The 21,244-nt window shown below is 62.5% G+C and carries 14 protein-coding genes; 10 read left to right on the forward strand and 4 right to left on the reverse strand.

Going from position 1 to position 21,244, the window contains the following annotated elements:
• Positions 1–175: 175 nt before the first annotated feature.
• Positions 176–1,255, reverse strand: coding sequence for an NAD(P)H-dependent flavin oxidoreductase (locus GQF03_RS17520; protein WP_161340595.1), 1,080 nt, complete (start codon positions 1,253–1,255; stop codon positions 176–178).
• An 83-nt stretch (positions 1,256–1,338) separates the two neighbouring features.
• The gene (locus tag GQF03_RS17525) at positions 1,339–2,235 is read right to left on the reverse strand and encodes a DMT family transporter (protein WP_161340596.1); all 897 of its coding nucleotides are present in this window, start codon (positions 2,233–2,235) and stop codon (positions 1,339–1,341) included.
• Positions 2,236–2,799: 564 nt separating this feature from the next.
• Here GQF03_RS17525 and GQF03_RS17530 point away from each other — a divergent pair.
• Entirely contained in the window at positions 2,800–3,366 is a 567-nt protein-coding gene (locus tag GQF03_RS17530; RefSeq protein ID WP_161340597.1) for a TMEM165/GDT1 family protein, read from the forward strand.
• Positions 3,367–3,474: 108 nt separating this feature from the next.
• On the forward strand, positions 3,475–3,819 hold the full coding sequence (locus tag GQF03_RS17535) for a TraR/DksA family transcriptional regulator (RefSeq protein ID WP_161340598.1): 345 nt from the start codon (positions 3,475–3,477) through the stop codon (positions 3,817–3,819).
• Between the two features lie 3 nt (positions 3,820–3,822).
• Here the strand turns inward: GQF03_RS17535 and GQF03_RS17540 are convergent, their stop codons facing one another.
• Positions 3,823–4,761, reverse strand: coding sequence for a zinc ABC transporter substrate-binding protein (locus tag GQF03_RS17540; protein ID WP_161340599.1), 939 nt, complete (start codon positions 4,759–4,761; stop codon positions 3,823–3,825).
• Between the two features lie 87 nt (positions 4,762–4,848).
• On the opposite strand from GQF03_RS17540, the gene GQF03_RS17545 reads away from it, so the two are divergent.
• From GQF03_RS17545 to GQF03_RS17575, 7 genes are all read left to right on the forward strand, one after another.
• Positions 4,849–5,328: a Fur family transcriptional regulator gene (locus GQF03_RS17545; protein ID WP_240958592.1), complete on the forward strand. Its 480-nt coding sequence runs from the start codon at positions 4,849–4,851 to the stop codon at positions 5,326–5,328.
• Positions 5,295–6,098 (forward strand): ATP-binding cassette domain-containing protein, encoded by an 804-nt coding sequence (locus GQF03_RS17550; protein WP_240958591.1) that lies wholly within the window; start codon positions 5,295–5,297, stop codon positions 6,096–6,098. Before GQF03_RS17545 ends, GQF03_RS17550 begins: the two co-directional genes overlap by 34 nt.
• Positions 6,091–6,891, forward strand: coding sequence for a metal ABC transporter permease (locus GQF03_RS17555; RefSeq protein WP_161340601.1), 801 nt, complete (start codon positions 6,091–6,093; stop codon positions 6,889–6,891). Before GQF03_RS17550 ends, GQF03_RS17555 begins: the two co-directional genes overlap by 8 nt.
• Positions 6,892–6,993: 102 nt before the next feature.
• Positions 6,994–8,685, forward strand: a complete 1,692-nt coding sequence (locus GQF03_RS17560; protein WP_161340602.1) for a thiamine pyrophosphate-binding protein — start codon at positions 6,994–6,996, stop codon at positions 8,683–8,685.
• Positions 8,686–8,699: 14 nt separating this feature from the next.
• Entirely contained in the window at positions 8,700–9,335 is a 636-nt protein-coding gene (locus tag GQF03_RS17565) for a glutathione S-transferase family protein (protein ID WP_161340603.1), read from the forward strand.
• A gap of 122 nt (positions 9,336–9,457) precedes the next feature.
• Positions 9,458–13,966 carry a MupA/Atu3671 family FMN-dependent luciferase-like monooxygenase gene (locus tag GQF03_RS17570; RefSeq protein ID WP_161340604.1) on the forward strand — a complete coding sequence of 1,503 codons (4,509 nt, stop codon included), beginning with the start codon at positions 9,458–9,460 and terminating at the stop codon, positions 13,964–13,966.
• Positions 13,967–14,043: 77 nt separating this feature from the next.
• On the forward strand, positions 14,044–20,229 hold the full coding sequence (locus GQF03_RS17575) for a type I polyketide synthase (RefSeq protein WP_161340605.1): 6,186 nt from the start codon (positions 14,044–14,046) through the stop codon (positions 20,227–20,229).
• On the opposite strand, the gene GQF03_RS17580 is transcribed toward GQF03_RS17575, so the two are convergent.
• Entirely contained in the window at positions 20,219–21,061 is an 843-nt protein-coding gene (locus GQF03_RS17580; protein WP_161340606.1) for an alpha/beta hydrolase, read from the reverse strand. The genes GQF03_RS17575 and GQF03_RS17580 overlap by 11 nt on opposite strands.
• Here GQF03_RS17580 and GQF03_RS17585 point away from each other — a divergent pair.
• On the forward strand, positions 21,060–21,242 hold the full coding sequence (locus GQF03_RS17585; protein ID WP_161340607.1) for a hypothetical protein: 183 nt from the start codon (positions 21,060–21,062) through the stop codon (positions 21,240–21,242). The genes GQF03_RS17580 and GQF03_RS17585 overlap by 2 nt on opposite strands.
• The last annotated feature ends 2 nt before the right edge of the window (positions 21,243–21,244 follow it).

Here is a 21,244-nt window from a genome sequence, read left to right on the forward strand (position 1 = left end):
CGGTCGAGTTTCTCGATCGATGCGGATGTTTTGCTGTTTCGGGGGTGGTTTCGACGGCCTAATGAATAGAGATCGAAATTAGCGCCATGCGAAAAGCTGCAACGCGACACTCTACTGGTATCGCTTCGGCAATGGGGCGAGTTATACGCTAAATTACCGGAATGTCAAACTTTCTCTATTTACCGGCCAGCGACTTCAGGCGTTTCTGGGCGTCCGACGCGAGGCTGCGGGTCAGCTCCCCGGCGTCCATATCGCGCGCCAGCGCCGCCGCCTGACCAGACCAGAGGGAGGTGAAATCGCCCGATCCGTCGGCTTCCGCCCGGGCTTTCAGGGGCGCCAGCGCGTTGCCGGCCGTCGGGAAGGGCGGGGTGTCGGTTGACATCGGCCCGACCTCGCGGATCACCCGGTTTATCATGCCGCGCGCGGGCTTGCCCGAGAAGACATTGGTGATGACCGTCTGGTCATCCGCCGCCTGATGAAGGGCGGCGCGATGGAGATCGCTGATCAGGGATTGCGGTGTAAAGAGATACGCTGTTCCGATCTGCACACCGGCGGCGCCCAGGGCAAAGGCCGCGGCAATGGCCCGGCCATCGGCAATGCCGCCCGCGGCGATGACCGGCACGGTCACGGCATCGACCACCTGCGGCAGAAGCGCCATGCTGCCCGCCTGCGCGGTCACGTCCTTGGTCAGGAACATGCCGCGATGACCGCCCGCCTCGGAGCCTTGGGCGATAATCGCATCGCAGCCGTTTTCTTCCAGCCAACGCGCCTCCTTCACCGTTGTCGCGCTGGAAAGCACGCGGGTGCCCGTCGCCTTGACCTGCGCGAGCAGGGTGGCATCGGGCAGGCCGAAATGAAAGCTGACCACATTCGGTTTGATATCCTCGACCAATGCGCACATGCCTTCATCAAAGGCGCGGCGGATGGCGGCCGGGGGAACGTCGGCCGGATCAAGGCCGTATTCGGCGTAGAAGGGCGCGAGCCGGTCTTTCCAGGCCGCCTGCTGCGCCGCCGTCGGCGTGGTGACGGTATGGCAGAAGAAATTCATGCTGAACGGCTTGGCGGTTTGCTGGCGGATATTGCCCGCCTCGGCGCGCATCTTGTCCTCGTTCAACATGGCGCAGGGAAGGGACCCGAGGCCGCCCGCCTCGCTCACCGCGATGGCCAGCGCCGATCCGTTGGCCCCGGCCATGGGCGCCTGGATTATCGGCACCTCGATTTGAAGCAGATCAAGCAGTCTCTCGTTCGGCCACATGGCAAATCCCCGTCTTTCATGAACCCTTGAACGTAAAGTGTAATAAACCGCGGCGGATTGCAAGGCGGCGGAGGTGGTCGTCGTCACACCTTCCGCGGTTTTCTGAAGAAAACGAGGATCCGCCCGTCGATCAGGGCGAGACCGGCAAAAATTATCGCCGTGCCGACCAGGGCGAGGGGGTGGATCGCCTCGTCAAGGACGCCGACCCCGAGGAGGAGCGCGGTCACCGGGATCAGGAAAGTGACCAGCAACAGGTTGACCGCACCGGCGAGCGCGAGCAGCCGGAAATAGAAGATATAGGCGAGCGCGGTGCCAAAAATCGCGAGGGCGACGACAGCGGAGAGACTGATCCAGTCGGGGCTGGCCGCGAAGGGCTCATCGACAATCAGCGCCACCGGCAGCATGATGAAGCTGGAACAGGCGAGCATCCCGAAGGCGTTGACGAGCGCCGATGTCCCCTTCAGGCGCTTGCCCCAGATACCGGCGAAACCATAGGAAAGCGCCGCGCCAAGAATGGCGAGCTGGCCGATGCTTTCGAAATTGAACCCCTCCGCCATGCTCGGCTGCATCATCACCACCACGCCGCCGAACCCGATCAGCACGCCAAGCAACTTGTGGCGGTTGAGCGTCTCGTCCGTGGTGAGGAAATGCGCGAGGATGACCGCGAAAAGCGGCGTCGTCGCGTTCAGGATCGAGGCGACGCTGCCCGTGATATGGGTCTGGCCCCAGACGATCAGGCTGAAGGGGATGATATTATTGAGCAGCCCCATCACCAGAAAGATGCCCCAGAGCCGCAGATCGTGGGGGATCGCCTCGCCCTTCAGCTTGAGATAGCTGTAAAGCGCGAGCGCGGCGATGACGACGCGCAGGCAGACAATGGTAAAGGGGGTGAAATCCACCAGCGCCAGCTCGATAAAGAAAAAGGTGCCGCCCCAGAGAAACGAAAGCAAAAGCAATATGACCCAGGCACGCAGCGACATTTTCTACCCTCAAAACCGGAAAACCCGATGGACGCACAATGCCATTTAATGCCGGCGCCGACTATCCGTTTTCTGTCGTCAAATTTGATGAGGCGTTACCGTCGCAATTTCAACCTGACTGCATCATTCTCCGCCGCGATGATCCTCGGAAAAAGTGCCGTCAGGGTTTCTATAGGCACATCCGGCCGTGAATGAAATTGTGCCGATAATCGTCAATAGGAGAAAGATTTTGAAATAGTTTCGGATCATGATGCGTCCTTTCCTCTTGCACGGGCGATTCCGCTTTCGGGGGATATATTAAATTTATCTTATTTTCAAAAAACTTCAAACCGAAGGCCTGTGCCATGGACAAAAGCCGACGCCGCTGTTAATTTTCGCCGCGTTTTAGGGGAGTAGTCCGCTCACATCCGGTGAGTGAGCCTGTCAACATACTCGAGCCCTCACGGCTTGTGGCTGGTTCGCGTGGCGCCATGGCGCCACGCCGACAAGACCTAAGGCAAATGACGGCCCATCCGCGGGAGGCCGCTGTTTGTCTTTGGTTTATCGTCCCGCCGGAAGAAAATCATGGATGCGTTTCTTACTTCTGTTTTTACCGTTGCGCTGGCGGAAATTGGCGATAAAACCCAGCTTCTCTCGCTTTTTCTCATTACCCGTTTTAACAAACCCTGGAGTATCATCGCCGGGATATTGGTTGCGACCCTTCTCAATCACGCGGCGTCGGCGGGCGCCGGTGTCTGGCTTGGCCAGTTTCTTCAGAGCGAGACCGGGCGCTGGATTATCGGCGGCAGTTTCATTGCCGTCGGTCTCTGGCTGCTGACTCCGGACAAGGAGGATGCACCAACCTCGCGCTGGGATGGATATGGCGCGTTTCTGGTCTCGAGCCTTTTGTTCTTTCTCGCTGAAATCGGCGACAAGACGCAAATCGCCACGGTCCTGCTGGGTGCAAATTTCGGCGCGCCGATCATCGTTACCCTTGGCACGACCCTTGGCATGCTGATCGCCAATGTTCCCGTCGTCTTTCTGGGCGCGGCCCTGATGCAGCATATTCCCTTTCGCGTCGCCCGGATTGTCGCCGCCGTGGCGTTTATTGCAACCGGTTTGTATTCCCTCTGGTCCGGTTCGGTGCTTTAGAGGGCAAACCCTTGAGAGTTGACGGCATTGATCCATATCAATGTGTATTGGCGGCAAAGGAAATAGTTTCGTCTGATTAGATGTTTTTCTGGAGGATGTGTCGTGGATATGAAAGCAGTCGAAACGCAGTTACGGGATAGGCTGGCGGAGGAAATTCGCCGCCTGGAAGCGATCGAGCAGAGATTGCGCGGCGCGCATAGCGCCTCCTTCGGGGAACAGGCGGTCGAGCGCGAGGGCGACCAGGTGGATGAGCGCCTCGAGGAAACCGTCATCCACGAGATCGAGATGATCAAGGCGGCGCTGGACCGGATCGAGGCGGGCAATTACAAGAGCTGCGCCTCCTGCGGCAAGGAAATCAGGGCCGCGCGGCTGGAGGCCTTGCCCTATACCACCCTCTGCATCGCCTGCGCGCAGGAAAGAAGCGGCAAGATCCTGACGGCCAACCGCCGCTGATCCCTAATCCGCGAGGCAGTCGGCGAGATTGCCGGCGAGGGTCCGCATCAGGATGAAATAGAGATCCGCCCCGGGTTCGAGTTCGCCGCCGAGCGGGTCGAGCGTGCCGATGTTGACGTCGAGCCCCTCGGCCGCCGTCCGCAGCAGCCGGTCGGAGAATTGCGGCTCGCGAAACAGGCAGCGGGCGCCCGTCGCCTCCAGCTTGTGGCGAATCTCCTTCAGCTTTTTCGCCGAGGCCGGGCTGTCCGGCTCCAGGGTCAGGGAGCCGACGGCGGTCAGGCTGTAGCGCGCCTCGAAATAGGGATAGGCGTCATGGAGTACCACAAAAGGCCGGTTCCGAACCGGGGCCAGCCGTCCGGCCAGCTCCTCATCGAGGGCGCCGAGCCGGGCGATAAGCCGGGCGGCATTCGCGGTGTAGAGCGCCGCATTTTCGGGATAAATCCCGGCGAGCGTCTCATTGATGGCCCGCACCATCTTCACGGCATTGCGGGGATCGAGCCAGAGATGCATGTTATGGGCCTCGTCGCCATGCTCCTCTCCTGCATGGTGGGAATGGCCGCCGTGATGATCCTCCGCCTCCCAGGCGCCGCTGTCGCGCCGCTCAAGCAGAACGATCCCGTCGGCCTGCGATAGCCGCAGCTTTCGAACCGTGTCGGGCAGGGAATCCAGCGCGTTCTTGAGGAACGTCTCCATCGTCTCGTCGATATAGAAGACGACGGTTGCCGCCTGCAGCGCGCCAACCTGCGAGGGCTTGAGGGAAAAGCCGTGGGGCGAGGCCGTCCCCGTCACCAGAAGCGTTGCCTCCGCCGTGTCGCCCATCACCCCCTGAACCAGGGAATGCAAGGGCTTGACGGTGACGACGACACCCCCCGGAGCCTCGGCATGGGCGGAGGTTACAAGGAAAAAGACGGCGATCAGACTGGATAAAAAACGTATTCGCATGACGGCAGATATAAAGTTCTCGGTTGCGGAAGCGGCGAATGTTATATTATAACATATCCATGTCAATCGCCTTTTCGGGAAATGACCATGTATAACTGCACGTCCCATAAAGACTGCATCGCCGATGCCCTGCATCAGGCGGAGGAAATCTGCGCGGCGCGGCATCTGCGCTTCACCGAAATCCGGCGCAAGGTGCTGGAGCTGGTCTGGCAGAACCATGGTCCGGTCAAGGCCTATGATATTCTCGACCGGCTGGACGGGCTCGATCACCGGATCGCCGCCATCAAGCCGCCGACGGTCTATCGCGCGCTCGATTTCCTGACCGAGAACGGCCTTGTCCACAAGATCAACAGCCTCAACGCCTTTGTCGGCTGCAGCCATCCGCTCAGGCATAAGGAATGCTATTTCCTCATCTGCTCCGATTGCGGCGAGGCGAAGGAATGCTGCAATCCGGACATCATCGAGGCGATCTCGAAAACCAGCCAGCGGAACGAATTCCAGGCCGAGCATGTCACGCTGGAAATCACCGGTGAATGCAGCGATTGCCGCGGGTCCGCCGCCTCATGACCGACCTGCTTTCCGCCCGCCATGTCAGCGTCTATCGCGACGGCAAAACCATCCTCGAGGATGTCTCGCTCAGCATCGGCGAGAAGGACTTCATCACCATCATTGGGCCGAACGGCGCCGGGAAATCCATGCTTCTCAAATGCATGATGGGCCTGTTCGACCCCTCGGAGGGCCGCATCGAGCGGCGGGCCAACCTTAAGATCGGCTATGTGCCGCAGCGGCTGGTCGCCGATCATACGGTGCCGATCCGCGTGCGCCGGTTTCTCAGCCTGCGAAAAAAGGCCGCGAAGGACGATTTGCAGCATGTCGCGGCGGAGACAGGCATTACGGAATTTCTCGACAAGCCGCTTCATGTGCTCTCGGGCGGGGAATTGCAGCGGGTCCTGCTGGCGCGCGCGCTGCTCGATAATCCCGATCTTCTGGTGCTGGACGAGCCGGCGCAAAACCTTGATGTGACGGGCCAGCTCGCGTTCTACAAGCTGATCGAGAAGATCTATGCCGAGCGCGATGTCAGCATCCTGATGGTCTCGCACGACCTGCATCTGGTGATGTCGAGCACGCGGGAGGTTGTCTGCCTCTATCATCATATCTGCTGTCACGGGGAGCCGCATATGGTGACGCGCGATCCGGAGTTCATCAGCCTGTTCGGCGATGACATGGCGCGGCTGATGGCGGTCTATAACCATAGTCACAACCATGATCATACCCATGATCATGCCCATCCGCATGCGGACCATACCCACGATCAGATGGAAGAGCTTGATGGTTGACGATTTTATTCTCCGCGCGCTGGCGGCGGGGATCGGGGTCGCGCTGATCGCCGGCCCGCTCGGTTGTTTCGTCGTCTGGCGGCGGATGGCCTATTTCGGCGATTCCCTCGCCCACAGCGCCCTTCTCGGGATCGCCCTCGGGCTTTTGTACGGCATCAATATCAACCTCGGCACGGTCATCGTCTGTACCCTGTTCGCCCTTCTGCTGGTCTGGCTGCAGCAGCGCCGGGTGCTGGCGACGGATACATTGCTCGGCATTCTCGCCCATGCGGCGCTGTCCATCGGGATGGTCGCGATCAGCTTTCTCGATAACGTCAGCTTCGATCTCTACAGCTATCTGTTCGGCGATATCCTGACCGTGCGGCAGATCGACCTTTACTGGATTTACGGCGGCGGGCTGGTGGTGATCGGGCTTCTGGTCTTCAACTGGTCGTCGCTGACCCTGATGACCATTCATGAGGATCTGGCCCGCGCCGAGGGGGTCAATACGGTCTGGGCGAATATCCTGCTCATGCTGCTGATGACCATCGTCGTCGCGGTTTCCATCCGCATTGTCGGCATCCTGCTCATCACCTCGATGCTGATCATCCCGGCGGCGACGGCGCGCCAGCTCGTCTCCTCGCCCGAGAGCATGGCGATCTGGGCAGGGGTCTTCGGGATTATCGCGGTGATTGTCGGCATTTCCGGCTCGGTCGAGCTCGATACCCCCTCCGGTCCGAGCATCGTCACCGCCGCCGCCGTGATGTTCGCGCTTCTCTCCGTTGCCGCCGCGGTGGTCCGGCGGCGCGCCTGAGCCCCCCGGAATTTTCCAAATGCCGAATCTTGTCATTGGTTTGACCGCGCAATCTGCTAGGATCACGCATCCGCAGAACAAGGACAAAATCAAGAGGATGAAATGCCGCAATCGCTGAAAGCAAGAACGGGCGGGCAGATACTCGCCGACCAACTCGCGTTGCAGGGGGTGGACACGGTCTTTTGCGTGCCCGGCGAGAGCTATCTCGCGGTGATCGACGGGCTGTACAATCACGCCAACAGCATCCGCATGATCAATACCCGCCACGAAGGCGGCGCCGCCAATATGGCGGAGGCCTATGGCAAGCTGACCGGCCGGCCCGGCATCTGCATGGTGACGCGCGGCCCCGGCGCGACCAACGCCTCGATCGGCCTGCATACCGCGTTTCAGGACAGCACGCCGATGATCCTTTTCGTTGGGCAGGTCGGGCGCGACGCGCTGGACCGGGAGGCGTTTCAGGAGATGGACTACCGCCGCGTTTTCGGCGAAATGGCGAAATGGGTGGCCGAAATCGACGATACCCGCCGCATCCCCGAATATGTCAGCCGTGCCTTTTATACCGCGCTGTCGGGCCGGCCGGGTCCGGTGGTGCTGGCCCTGCCCGAGGATATGCTGGCCGAGGTGGCGGAGGTGGCCGATATCGCGCATCCGGCGACGGCGCCCGCCATTGCCCCCGCCGCCGCCGATATGATGGCGCTGGAGGCGCATCTTGCCGCGGCGGAGCGACCCTTCATGATCGTCGGCGGCGCGACCTGGACCGAAGCGGCGGTCCGGGATATCCAGACATTTGCCGAAAACCACGGAATTCCCGTCGGGGCGTCGCTCCGTTCGCAGGATTGCTTCGATAACCGCCATCCCAACTATGCGGGCGATGTCGGGATCGGCCTCAATCCCAAGCTTGCGGCGCGCATAAAGGAGAGCGACCTTCTCCTCGTCGTCGGGCCGCGCCTTGGCGAAATGACGACGCAGGGCTATACGCTGCTAGAGGTGCCGAACCCGGCGATGACGCTGGTGCATGTGCATCCGGGCGTCTCCGAACTCGGCCGGGTGTATCTCCCCGATCTTGCCATCAATGCCAGGATGCCGGAATTTGCCGCGGCGGCATGCGCCATGGCGCCAGGCGCGGCAAAGGCGCGGGAGGGCTGGGTTCTGAATGCCCGCAACGACTATCTCGCGCGGATCAAACCGACCGAGGTGCCAGGGCCCGTCAATCTTGGCAAGATCGTCGCCTATCTCAATGAAACCCTGCCCGAGGATGCGATCGTCACCGCCGGAGCGGGCAATTACGCGGTCTGGGCGCACCGTTTTTTCCAGCACAAGAAATTCCGCACGCAGCTCGCCCCGACCAGCGGCGCGATGGGCTACAGCGTGCCCGCCGCGATCAGCGCCAAGATCACCGAACCCGCCCGCACGGTCGTCAGCTTCAACGGCGATGGCTGTTTCATGATGCTGGGGCAGGAGCTGGCGACGGCGATGCAGTTCAATGCGCCGGTCATCTTCATCATCGTCAATAACGGCATGCTCGGCACCATCCGCATGCATCAGGAGCGCGGATTTCCCGAACGCGTTCATGCCACGACGCTTGCCAATCCGGATTTTGCCGCGCTTGCGCGCGCCTATGGCGCATTCGGCGAAAAAGTCACCCGGACAGAGGATTTCGCGGAGGTTTTCAAGGCGGCCGAGGCCGCGAACCGGGCGGCGGTGATCGAGATCGTCGTCGATCCGGAAGCCCTGACGCCGGAGCAGAGCCTGTCGGCCGCCCGTGCGCAGGGAAATGCGGCAAAAGCATCCTAGGAGGACATGAAAACATGATCGATCTGTATACCTGGACAACACCGAATGGACGGAAAGTCTCCATCCTGCTCGAAGAGCTGGGGCTTCCCTATAATGTGAAATCCATCGATATCGGCAACGACGAGCAGAAGACGCCGGAATTCCTTGAAATTTCGCCAAACGGCCGGATCCCGGCGATTGTCGATCATGATACCGGTATCCGCATGATGGAATCCGGGGCGATCATGCTGTATCTTTCAAAGAAGGCCGGCGGCAAGCTGGTGCCGACGGACGAGAAAGCCTATTGGCAGATGATGGAATGGCTGATGTGGCAGATGGGTGGCCTCGGGCCGATGGCCGGACAGGTCCATCATTTCGTCCGCTTCAACCCCGGCAAGGCGCCCTATGCGGAAGACCGCTACCTGACGGAGGCCAAACGGCTCTATGGGGTGCTCGATACCGCGCTCGCCAACCGGGATTTCGTCGCCGGGGACTACAGCATCGCCGATATCGCGATCTGGCCCTGGATTTCGCGCTTCGAATGGCAGACGATCGACCTCGCGGACTATCCCAATGTAAAGGGCTGGTATAACCGTATTTTCGAGCGTCCGGCGGTGCAGAAGGGATATCACGTCCCCAAGTTTGTCACGGATATCCCCCGGGCGGATTAAACCCCTCGTTGAATTGGTGTTTTCTCCGCCCGTTAAGGGATAATAAACAGGTTTTTTCTATGGTGTGGTTAAGGAGTATTCAATAACAAATAAGATCACGGCCGAAGGACCGTATTTTAACAATGAACGGTTTATTCATTGGGGAAGGAACGCTTCTCGTTCAATGCGCGGAGGCATTCACGCGCGCGGGCGGCAAAATCGCCGGCATTCTAAGTCACGAACCGAGGGTTCGGGCCTGGGCGGAGGCGGAGGGCCTGCCGCTTTTCGGTGATCCCGGCGATGCCGGGCTGAACGACCTTGCCTATGATTATCTGTTCAGCGTCGTCAACCTGACGATCTTTCCGCAAGCCCTGCCCGTCCCGCCCCGCAAGTTTGCCGTGAATTTCTTCGATGGACCGCTGCCGAAATATACCGGCATCAATGTTACTTCCTGGGCGCTGATAAACGGCGAGACCTCGCATGCGGTCACCTGGCACGAGATGAAGGAAAGTCCCGATGCGGGACGGATTTTGAAATCCCGCCGCGTTGACATCGCGCCCGATGAAACCTCGATGAGCCTCAATGCGAAATGTTATGAGGCGGGGCTCGCCTCCTTCACCGAGCTGGTGGCGGAGCTCAAATCCGACGCCGCCCGGCCGGTGGAGCAGGGGACGGAGAAAAACATCTACACCGCCGCCATGCGGCCCGCGCAGCTTGGCGCGCTGGATTTCACGAAACCCGCCGCGGACCTCGACCGGCTTGTCCGCGCGCTCGATTTCGGCGCCTATGCCAATCCGCTCGGCGCCGCGAAGCTGTGGACGGGCGCCGCCATCTCCCTCGTCGGTACGCTCGATATCCTTGACGGTCCGGCATCGGGGGCGCCCGGTCAGGTGATCGGCCTTGACGATGACAGCATCACCATTGCCGCCGCCGATCACAATGTAAGGCTGGGCGGGTTCCGCTGCCTTAAGGGCGAGCCGCGCCATCCCAACGCCGTCGGGCTTCAGATAGGCGCCGTGCTGCCACCACTGCCCGCCATGCCGGATGATCTTCTCTCGGCCACCGCGAAGGCGGAAAATTACTGGCAGGACGCGCTTTCCAATGCGCAGCCGCTGCAATCGCCCTATCCGTCGAACCGGGATACGGCCTCCGGCGCGGTTGCCGTGCCCCTCATGCTCGATCAACCGCTGGCGCTGGAGGTGGCGACCGCCGGTCTTCTTGTCTGGCATGCGCTGCTCATGGGCGCGAAGTCGGTATCCTGCGGCATGGATTCAGGGGCCGAGACGCATCCCTTGATCGCCGAAAGCCAGCTTGTCACGCTCCCCCTTGCGGCCGAAAAGACCGCCGCGGAGACGATTGACGCGGTATCGAGAATACAGGCGGACGGCCGCGCCGCCGGTCCGCGCAGCATCGATCTGATCGCGCGGTTGCCCGACATGGCCGCACGCGATGTCGCCCTGCGCGCGCTGAATGTCGCCGTGACGCCCCGCGACGGGGCCGATGCCGACCTTCTGGGGGATCGCAACCTCGTGCTCGCGCTGGGAGAGGGCCCGCGCCTGATCGCGAAAACCGGCCTTTACGCGCGGGACATGCTCGCCGCCATGGGCCGGGATCTCGCTTTCTTCCTCAATGCTTTTGCCGCCAAAAAAGAGACGGCGCTCAAAAACCTGCCGCTCACCGATCCGAACCAGAAACAGGCCGGGATGGATGCCATGGGCGTGGATTATCCGCGCGACAAGCGCATTCACGATGTCATCCGCGACCAGGTCGCCAAGACGCCGGACGCCATCGCGCTGAAGGCCGATGACGATGTGCTTACTTACGCGGAACTCGACAAACGCACCGATGCGCTTGCCGCCGCCCTTGCCGCGCGCGGCGCGGGACGGGGCGTCATCGTTGGATTATGCCTGGATCGGTCGACCGACCTAATTGTTTCCCTGCTCGCGATCCTGAAAACGGGGGCGGCCTATCTCCCGCTCGATCCGTCCTATCCGGCGGAGCGGGTTGCCTTCATGATCGAGGACAGCAACGCGCCGCTGATCGTGGCGAGCCCGGCGACCGAATACAAGTTCCGCCTGGATGCGAAAAAGATTGTTTATCCGGACGCGACGGTTGCCGATGGCTTCACGGCGCCCGCCGGCGCGCCCTCCGATCTCGCCTATCTGATGTATACCTCCGGCTCGACCGGGATTCCGAAGGGCGTGATGCTGACCCATCAGAATATCGTCAATTTCTTCACCGGCACCGACCTGACCGTGCCGCATGAGGGCGAGGTCCGGCTGCTGGCCATCACCTCGGTTTCCTTCGATATTTCCGTGCTGGAGATTTTCTGGAGCCTGGCCCGCGGATTCACCGTGGTGCTGCAGACGGACGGCGTCTCCTCGACCCCGGTTCCGGGCTTCAGCCTGTTCTATTTTGCCTCCGAAGTCGCGGGCAGTGGGCCGGACGCCTATCGTCTCCTGTTGCAGGGCGCGAAATTCGCCGATGAGAACGGTTTTGAGGCGATCTGGACGCCGGAGCGGCATTTCCATGCCTTTGGCGGCCTCTATCCCAATCCGGCGGTGAGTTCCGCGGCCGTGGCCTCGCTCACCAAAAACGTCGATATTCGCGCCGGGTCCTGCGTGCTGCCGCTGCATCATCCGGTCCGTGTCGCCGAGGATTGGGCGCTGGTCGACAATATCTCGGCGGGCCGCGCCGGTATTGCCATCGCCAGCGGCTGGCAGCCCAACGATTTTGTCCTGCAGCCCGAAAATTTCGAACCCCGCAAGGAGGTCATGCTGGATGGCATTGATACGCTGCGCAAGCTCTGGCGGGGCGAAAGCGTCATGCTGCCCAACCACAAGGGCGAGGAAATCGAGATTTCGACCCTGCCGCGCCCGGTGCGCGGCGAGATTCCGCTCTGGCTGACGGCGGCGGGGAACCCGGAAACCTTCGCGGCGGCGGCGGAAAAGGGCTGCTATGTGCTGACCCATCTGCTGGGCCAGAAATTCGAGGATGTGGCCGAGAAAATCCGTGCCTACCGCATGGCCTGGCGCGAGGCGGGGCATCCGGGCAACGGCAAGGTCTCCCTCATGCTCCATACGTTTGTCGGTGAGGATGAGGATCAGGTGCGCGAGACGGTGCGCGAACCGATGAAGGGATATTTGAAAAGCTCGGTCGATCTCTTGCGCCGCGCCTCCTGGAGCTCCCCGACCTTCAAGCAGAAGGCCGACGCGACCGGTCTAACGCCGCAGGAAGTCTTTGAAAAACAGGAACTTACCGAGGAAGAGACCGAAGCGCTTCTCGATCATGCGTTCGAGCGCTATTACCAGACGAGCGGTCTGTTCGGCACGCCTGAGAGCTGTCAGGAGCTGGTGCGCGAGATTGCCCGCATGGGCGTTGACGAGATTGCCTGCCTCATCGATTTCGGCGTCGATACGGACCTGGTGCTCAAGCATCTCACCTATATCAATGATCTCAAGAACAACCTGCTGGCCGAAGGCGGCGTTGCCCGTCAGGCCTCGGTCGCCGAGCAGATCGCCGAGCATGACATCACCCATTTCCAATGCACGCCGTCGATGGCCTCCTTCCTCGTCGCTGAGCAGGCAGGCCGGACGGCGCTCGGCAAGCTTGACGTGATGATGGTCGGCGGTGAAGGCTTCCCGCCGGAACTTGCGCGCAATCTCCGCGCCAATCTCAAGGGAACACTTCTCAATATGTATGGCACGACGGAAACCGCCGTCTGGTCGTCGGTCGCCAATCTTGAAACGGTGGGCGAGACCATCCCGCTGGGCGAGGCGATTGCCAACACGATCTATTCCGTCCGCAACGAATTTGGTCAGGCGCTGCCGAGCGGGGTTGCCGGCGAGCTCTGGATCGGCGGCGATGGCGTTGCCGATGGCTACTGGAACCGCGAAGAACTGACGGCGGAACGGTTTTTGGACACGCCGGAAGGGCGCGTTTACCGGACCGGTGACCTTGTCCGTCATATGCCCGACGGCCGGCTTGAATTCCATGGCCGCATGGACAACCAGGTCAAGGTGCGCGGCCACCGGATCGAGCTTGGCGAGATCGAGGCGAAGCTCGGATCGCTCACGGAAGTGAAGGATGCCGCCGTGACCGTGTTCGAGACCGGCGACAGCGACAAGCGCCTCGTCGCCTTTGCGACCGTGGCGCCGGGGCACAAGATCGATCCGCAGGAGGTGCGCCGGAAACTCGGCGAGATGCTGCCCGAATTCATGACGCCCTCGCAGGTGGTCGTGCTCGATAAAATGCCCGAGACGCCGAACGGCAAGATCGACCGCAAGGCGCTGCCGAAACCGCAGGGGCAGGCGAGCGCGGCGGCCGCAACGGCGCAGAGCGATACCGAAGCGGCGATCGCCAAGATCTGGTGCGAGGCGCTGGGCCTCTCCGAGGTCGGCGTTACCGACAATTTCTTCGATCTCGGCGGGCATTCTCTCCTCGTGGTGCAGGTGCAGCGGCGGCTGAAGGAGCTGTTCGACAAGGAAGTCGCGATCACCGACATGTTCCGCTTCTCCACCATTCAGGCGCTGGCCCGACATCTCGACGGCGGCGGCAAGGCGGAGGGGGAATCGACGGCGGCGATGCGCGGGGCGCAGCGGGCGGCGGCGCGCCGGGCGCGGATGACGCAAAGAACCGGGACAACTGTATAGTAAACATGAGCCTTGGCAGGATATGATTTCTGTCAGGACGAGCGGCACCGCCGGTTGCGGTGGGGATAAGCGGGAAGATGACAGACGGCGTAGAAGGACTTCAGGCTTCTGAAAAGATTGCCATCGTCGGCATGGCCGGACGGTTCCCGTCCGCGCGCACCGTCTCGCAGCTTTGGCACATGCTGGCGGGCGGGCGCATCGGCACGCGCTGGTTCACGGACGAGGAGATGCTGGCGAACGGCGTCAGCGCGACAGAGCTGGCCGACCCGAACTATGTGCGCGCGGCGAATTATCTTTCCGATATGGAATGTTTCGATGCGGGCTTTTTCGGCTTTTCGCCGCGCGAAGCCTCCATCCTCGATCCGCAGCACCGCCATTTCCTTGAATGCGCCTGGGAGGCGCTGGAGGATGCCGGCCATATGCCCGAAAGTTTCGACGGGCGGATCGGCGTCTTTGCCGGCTCCGGCATGCAGGCCTATCTTCCGTTCAATCTGCTGACCAATCCCGACCTTGTCGCGGAAATCGGCATGTTCCTCTTGCGCCATACCGGTAATGACAAGGATTTCCTGACGACACGGCTGTCCTATCTGCTGAATTTGCAGGGGCCGTCGGTGGCGATCCAGACGGCCTGCTCGACCTCGCTCGTCGCCGTGCATCAGGCGGCGGCCAGCCTGCTCTCCATGGAGTGCGACATGGCGATTGCCGGCGGCGTCACCATCGAATTGCCGCATCGCCATGGCTATAAATTCGTTGAAGGGGAGATCCAGTCGCCCGATGGCCTCTGCCGCCCGTTTGATGATGACAGTGAGGGCACGGTGTTCGGCTCCGGCGCGGCGCTCGTCATCTTGCGTCGGCTCGAGGATGCGCTTGCCGATGGCGACGATATCAAGGCGGTGCTGATCGGTTCCGCCGTCAATAACGACGGCGCGCAGAAGGCGGGCTATCTCGCGCCCAGCGTCGACGGTCAGGCGGAAGCCGCGGCCGAGGCCCTCGCCATTGCGGGTGTGCCTGCGGAAACCGTAAGTTACGTCGAAGCCCATGGCACCGGCACGCCGGTCGGCGATCCGATCGAGCTGGCCGGTCTCGCGCAAGTGTACGGGGCCGGCGGCACCGGCTATTGCGGGATCGGCTCGGTCAAGAGCAATATCGGCCATCTCGACACGGCGGCGGGCGCCACCAGCCTGATCAAGGTGGTGGAGGCGCTGCGCCATGAGATGATCCCCGCCTCGCTTCACTACAAGACGCCGAACAGCCGCTTCGATATCGCCAACAGTCCTTTCTATGTGGTCGCCGAGAGCAAGCCCTGGCCGCGCGGGGATATTCCGCGCCGTGCCGCGATCAACTCGCTCGGTGTCGGCGGCACCAACGCCCATGCGATTGTCGAGGAGGCGCCACGGCGCCCCGATATGCCACGGGAGGAAAGCTGGCGGCTCTTCCCTTTCTCGGCGCGCAATCGAAACGCCCTCGATGGTCTTCAGGAGAAATGGCGCGATTTCGTTACATCGCCGGAGATGCCCGATCTTGCCGATGCCGCCTTTACCCTGCGGCATGGCCGCCGCGAATTTTCCGAGCGCCGGGTGATCGTTGCCCGGTCCCGGGACGATCTCAAGGCGGCGCTGTGGAACGAGGCGCCCGCCCATGTCGGCGAGGGGACCGCCGGAACCGCGAAGGCGGAGGTGGTCTTCATGTTCCCCGGCGGCGGGGCGCAATATCCCGGCGCCGGCGCGGGACTGTTAAGGAGTTCTGCGCCTTTTCGCGCCGCCGTCGATGAATGCTTCGCGCAGATGCCGGCGGATGCGCCTGCCGATCTTCGCGCCGTGATGTTCGATAAATGCCTCGAGGATGCGGATGCCCGCGCCAGGATGGAAAGGTCGGGCTATGCCATTCCGGCGTTGTTCATCCTTGAATATGCCTATGCCCGGATGTTCATGAGCTGGGGGATAGAGCCCGCCGCGGTTCTCGGCCATAGCGCCGGGGAATATGCGGGCGCCGTGATCGCCCGGGTGATGTCGGTTGCCGACGCGCTTAAAATCGTTGTCTGGCGCGGCAAGGTGATGGATGCCGCCGCCGCCGGCGCCATGAGCATCATTCCCGCGCCGCGCGAAAAGGTGCTGGAGATGATCGGCGACAGCCTTGACATTGCGGCGCTGAATGCCCCCGATCTCTGTGTCGTGTCGGGGGAGGTCGCGCGAATCGACGCCCTGGAGAACGAGCTGAAGGGCACGGAATATGAGGCCACGCGGGTGCGCATCAATGTCGCCGCCCATAGCCGCATCCTCGATGACCAGCTTGATAACTTCCGCAACGGGATCCAGGGGATCCGCCTAAAGGATCCGGAGATTCCCTTTGTGTCGTCCCTGCGTGGGGACTGGCCGGAAAACGGGGATTTCTCGACCATCGACTATTGGGTCAGCCATTTGCGCCATACGGTTCTTTTCGCCGATGCGGTGGAAACCGTCCTCAAGAAGCCGGGGCAAATCCTGCTCGAGGTCGGGCCCGGCCAGACGCTGGGACCGCTCGCCGAGATGGGGCACGGAGAGAATGAACCGCGCGCCGTCCTTTCCTCTGGCCGCCCGCCGAAGGAGGCGGATGACGATATGGCGCGGGCGCTGCTCGCCGCGGGCCGGATCTGGGCGGCAGGGGGCGCGCTTGACTGGGAAAAACTGCCGGGCGCCGGCGGGCGGCGGGTTTCGCTGCCGACCTATGCCTTCGCGCGCGAACGCCACTGGATCGAACCGGGGATGGGCCTCGTCGCCGATACCGAAACGGCCATCGCCGAGGGCGCCATCCGCCTGACGCGGCACGATAATCCCGATGACTGGTATGTCACGAAAAAATGGGTGGTTGCGCCCGTCCCGCCGGCGGAAATGCGCCATGGCGGCAGCTGGCTGCTCTTCCATGGCGGCGATCCGGTCTCGGACGCCCTCGCCGCGGCGCTTGCGGAGCGGCGGGAGACCCTGGTCATAGTCCGTCCCGGCGATCATTTCACCCGCGACGGGGATGAATACCGCCTCGCCCCGGACGTGCCGGAGGATTACGAGGCGCTCTTTGCCGAGCTTGGTGAGATCCCGGCGCAGATCCTGAACGGCTGGCCCATGGCGTCGGCGGCGGACGGTCAGACGGGTTTGTTTGACGCCGGTTTCTGCCTCGCCCGCGCCATCCAGTCGGCGGACCCGTCCGGGGATATCCGCCTCAGCTTTATCGGCAGCGGCGCCTTCTCGGTGAACGGAGAACCGGTCCTGCATCCGGCGCTCAGCACGCTGATCGGGCCGGTCCGGGTCGCGCCGCGCGAAATTCCGGGGCTGCATGGTCAATATATCGATCTGGAGGCGACCGAAGATCCGGGCTGGGCGGCGAAAACCATTCTCGATGAGCATGACGGCGCGAGCGCCGATGACTGCATCGCCTTCCGCGCCCGTCAACGCTATGCGCAGAAGCTGGAACCCCTACCGGTCACGGCGACGGAGGTGCTTCCGAAGCGGGTGAAGGAGGCCGGGCGCTACGTGATCACCGGCGGCGTCGGCGGCATCGGGCTCGAGCTCGCGCGTTATCTTGGCACCACGGCCCGGGCGCGCATTGCGCTCATCGGCCGATCGCGGTTCCCCGGTGGCGGTGACTGGCCTGTCGTGCTCGCCAAATCCCCGAACAGCCGCACTGCCCATGCCATCCGGATCCTGCAGGAGATCGAGGCGGCGGGCGGAGAGGTCCTGCTGTTAAGCGCCGATGTGACCAACAAGGCATCGCTCGGCAAGGCCCTTGAAACGGCGCGGGCGCAATTTGGCGGCATCGACGGCGCCTTCCACGGGGCCGGCATCATGGATGACGCGCCGATGCTGGGCAAGAGCCTTGACGATGCCCATAATGTCCTGGCGCCCAAGGTGACGGGCGGCGCCAATCTCGCGGCGCTGCTGCCCGATGGCAGTCTTGATTTCTTTGCCGTCTTCTCCTCGACTTCGGTCATTACCGCCCCGCCCGGCCAGGTCGATTATGTGGCGGCGAACAGCTATCTGGAAAGCCTCGCGGCCTCGCGCACCGATGGTCTTGCGATTTCCTGGGGCGTCTGGCGCGATGTCGGCATGGCAGCGCGCGCCTATCGCAATTTGGAAGACAGCGCGGCAGGTCCGCATCCATTGCTCGGCGCCCCGGAAACAGAGAGCAACGGCGCAATCTCCTTCACCTCCTATTACGATCCGGCGGCGCTCTGGGTGCTGAGCGAGCATGTGGTCGGCGGCGTGCCGGTGCTGCCCGGCACCGCCTATATCGAGATTGCCCATGCGGCGATGGAGGCGGCGGCTGCAGGCAGAAAATGGGAACTCCAGTCGCTCTCCCTCTTCAGCCCGATGATCTTCCCCGACGGGACGCGCATGCGTGTCGTCGTGACCTTGACGCCGGATGAGCGCGGCTATGAGTTTCAGGTCAGCAGCAGCCCCTCGCCGGAGGCGCCGCTTGTCGAGCATTGCCGCGCGCAGATCGTTTTCAAACGCCTGACCGACCGTAAGGTCCCGCGCGAGCTGCAACTGACGTCGGCCCTTGCGGTTTCCGACAACAGCGGTCAGGATTCGCAAGCCGACCTGATCGATTTCGGCCCGCGCTGGGACAATATCGGCGAGATCCGGTGCGGCAGGAAGGAAATCGAGGCGGATTTCGCGCTTGCCGATGCCTTTCTCGCGGATCTTGACGATTATGCCGCGCATCCGGGCCTGACCGATACCGCGGCGACGATCGGGCTCAATTTGCTGAGCGATGTCGGGACGCAGGGCGCCTTCTATGCGCCGATGTCTATCGACCGGCTGCGCATCCTTGCGCCGCTGCCATCGCGGTTCCGGACCCGCGCCCGCCTGGTCGCGGAGACGCCCGGCCGCTACGCAAGTTTTGATGTCCTCTTCATGGATGACCAGGGCACGCCGCTGATCATCATGGAAGGATTTGCGCTCAGCCGCGTCGAAGGAACCTCGTTCGAGCAGGGCAGCTCCCCGGCGCAGCTTGTTGATGTCATGATCGCCCAGGGGATCGCCGCCGCCGATGCCCCGGCGGTGTTCAGCCGGATGCTCAATTCCGACGCCCGCGCGATGGTGATCTCGCCGACCGCGATGGCGGATATCGCCCGGGAAATGGCGCGGATCGGGGCTCACCGCCGGAAGAAGGACAGCGCGAAGGCGGCGGAGGGCGCCGGTGCCGGCACGGTCTATGCCAATGCGGTGGAGGAGAAAATCGCCGAATTCTGGTCGGACCTTCTTGGCGTTGGCCAGCCCGAGCCGGATGCCGATTTCTTCGATCTGGGCGGCCATTCACTGGCGGCGGTGCGCTTGTTCGCGAAAATACGCAAGGAATATGCGACGGATTTGCCGCTCGCCACGCTGTTCCAGGCGCCGACCTTGCGGCTTCTCTCCGACATGGTGATCAAGAAGGGGAATATCGAGGTCGCGGCAACGGCGGAGATGGCCGCGGCGGAGACGCCCGCGGACGCCGACGGCTGGTCGCCGCTGGTTCGGATCAAGGCCGGCGCCGCCGATGTGAAGCCGCTCTATCTTGTCCATGGCGCGGGCGGGAATGTCCTTAATTTCCGGTCCCTGTCCGGCTATCTCGACCCCCGGGTGCCGTTTTATGCGCTGCGCGCGCTCGGCTCGGACGGGGAGGCGGAAATCCATGAATCCATTGAGGAAATGGCGACTTGCTATGTCGCCGCCATTCTGAAGAACCAGCCCGAGGGGCCCTATCACCTCGCCGGTTATTCGGGCGGCGGCGTAATCGCCTTCGAAATGGCGCAGCAGCTGCGAAAGGCGGGCCATGAGGTCGGGAACCTCATCTTTTTCGATACCCTCGCCCCCGATCCGGAGCCGGTAACGCTTAATCTGCTCGAGAAACTCTGGACCGCCCGGCACTGGAGCCTCGGTTTTGCGCTGCGCTGGCCGCTGCGCAAATGGCGGAGCCTGGCCGCGAGACGCGAGATGGCGCAGATTGCCGAGCTTCTGGCAAAAGGCGAACAGCTGCCGGACGAGCTGGTGGGCCAGCGGATGACGCAGGCCTATCTGTCGGCGGAAAACCGCTACCGCCCGGAGGATTATCCGGCGGATGTCCTATTGTTCAAGGGTCGGCAGGCCAGCGTCGAATTCCTGCGGGCCGGCCAGCATCTGGGCTGGGATAAATTCGTTTCGGGCAATATCGAGGTGATGGTTTTCAACTGCGATCATTTCAATATGATGATCGACCCGACGATCAGTGAAATCGGCAAGATCCTGAACGAGTTGCTGCTCAACCGTTGATCCAGCCACAGGGGACAATTTTCCCATAAAATTCAAGACTTTCCTCGGGCAGGCCCTGTTGCCAGAGATTGACGTGACTGCCGGCGGGATAGGCGATGAACCGCTTCGGTTCGGACGCCGCGTCGAACAGGCGGCGGGCGGAGGCAATGCGGATGGCGCTGTCCTGTTCCCCATGAAACATGAGCAGCGGCGCCTCGATGCTCGCGATCCGGTCGATGGAATCGTACCGCTCCTTCGTCATGACGGCACAGAAGGGCAGGCCGAAATATCTGTCGGTGAAATAATCGCAAAAGCGGGCATAGGCGGCCTCCAGCGTGAGCGCGGCGACGGGCCGGTCGGCGGCCAGCCGCACGGCAATCCCGCTTCCCAGGCTATAGCCATAGGCAATCCGCCGGTTGGCGGGAATTTCCGCCGCCATCAGGTCGTCGAGGCGGTCATAGAGCGCGCGGGCATCGCCGGCGAAGGCCTCCTCCGACGGGGTGCCGGGCTTGCCGCTCGATCCCCGGTAGACGAGCGCCGCGACCCCGAAGCCCTTTTCAAGCAGGGGTTTGAGCCGCTGGACCGATGGGCCGATGGAGGTGAAATTCCCCATGAAATAGAGGATCACCGGCGCATCGCCCACGGGCGGGCGGATCCAGGCGGAAATCTCCGCGCCGTCTTCGGAGGGAAATGTCACGTCGCGGACGCCGGCAAGGTCATAGGCCTCGGGGCCGTCCGTCGCCTGATCGAAGCGGTAGATCGATCCGTAGAAAAGATAGAGCCCCACGGCCCCCGCGAGCAGGGCGAGGAGGATCACGACGCCCAAAATTATCATCCCGTTCTGGATCGACATGGATTTCCCCTTTTCAGATGCGCCCCTGACCCGCCCGGCAATTGTGCGAAGCCTGCCGGGGCCGGTCAAGGCCTATTGCGGCGGTAATGCCACCATTATGGTTGCCGTTTCGCGGCGAAAGACTGCCGATGGCACCATTATGGTGCCGGATTTACCCTTCGTTAACCATAATGGTGGTTGACC

The sequence above is a fragment of the Sneathiella chungangensis genome (assembly GCF_009882935.1).
GTDB classification, from domain to species: domain Bacteria; phylum Pseudomonadota; class Alphaproteobacteria; order Sneathiellales; family Sneathiellaceae; genus Sneathiella; species Sneathiella chungangensis.

Excerpts from the sequence above, each read along its gene's own strand:
- GQF03_RS17520 (WP_161340595.1), bottom strand. The coding sequence starts at position 1,255 with ATGTGGCCGAACGAGAGACTGCTTGATCTGCTTCAAATCGAGGTGCCG.
- GQF03_RS17525 (WP_161340596.1), bottom strand. The coding sequence starts at position 2,235 with ATGTCGCTGCGTGCCTGGGTCATATTGCTTTTGCTTTCGTTTCTCTGG.
- GQF03_RS17530 (WP_161340597.1), top strand. The coding sequence starts at position 2,800 with ATGGATGCGTTTCTTACTTCTGTTTTTACCGTTGCGCTGGCGGAAATT.
- GQF03_RS17535 (WP_161340598.1), top strand. The coding sequence starts at position 3,475 with ATGAAAGCAGTCGAAACGCAGTTACGGGATAGGCTGGCGGAGGAAATT.
- GQF03_RS17540 (WP_161340599.1), bottom strand. The coding sequence starts at position 4,761 with ATGCGAATACGTTTTTTATCCAGTCTGATCGCCGTCTTTTTCCTTGTA.
- GQF03_RS17545 (WP_240958592.1), top strand. The coding sequence starts at position 4,849 with ATGTATAACTGCACGTCCCATAAAGACTGCATCGCCGATGCCCTGCAT.
- GQF03_RS17550 (WP_240958591.1), top strand. The coding sequence starts at position 5,295 with ATGCAGCGATTGCCGCGGGTCCGCCGCCTCATGACCGACCTGCTTTCC.
- GQF03_RS17555 (WP_161340601.1), top strand. The coding sequence starts at position 6,091 with ATGGTTGACGATTTTATTCTCCGCGCGCTGGCGGCGGGGATCGGGGTC.
- GQF03_RS17560 (WP_161340602.1), top strand. The coding sequence starts at position 6,994 with ATGCCGCAATCGCTGAAAGCAAGAACGGGCGGGCAGATACTCGCCGAC.
- GQF03_RS17565 (WP_161340603.1), top strand. The coding sequence starts at position 8,700 with ATGATCGATCTGTATACCTGGACAACACCGAATGGACGGAAAGTCTCC.
- GQF03_RS17570 (WP_161340604.1), top strand. The coding sequence starts at position 9,458 with ATGAACGGTTTATTCATTGGGGAAGGAACGCTTCTCGTTCAATGCGCG.
- GQF03_RS17575 (WP_161340605.1), top strand. The coding sequence starts at position 14,044 with ATGACAGACGGCGTAGAAGGACTTCAGGCTTCTGAAAAGATTGCCATC.
- GQF03_RS17585 (WP_161340607.1), top strand. The coding sequence starts at position 21,060 with ATGGATTTCCCCTTTTCAGATGCGCCCCTGACCCGCCCGGCAATTGTG.
- GQF03_RS17580 (WP_161340606.1), bottom strand. The coding sequence starts at position 21,061 with ATGTCGATCCAGAACGGGATGATAATTTTGGGCGTCGTGATCCTCCTC.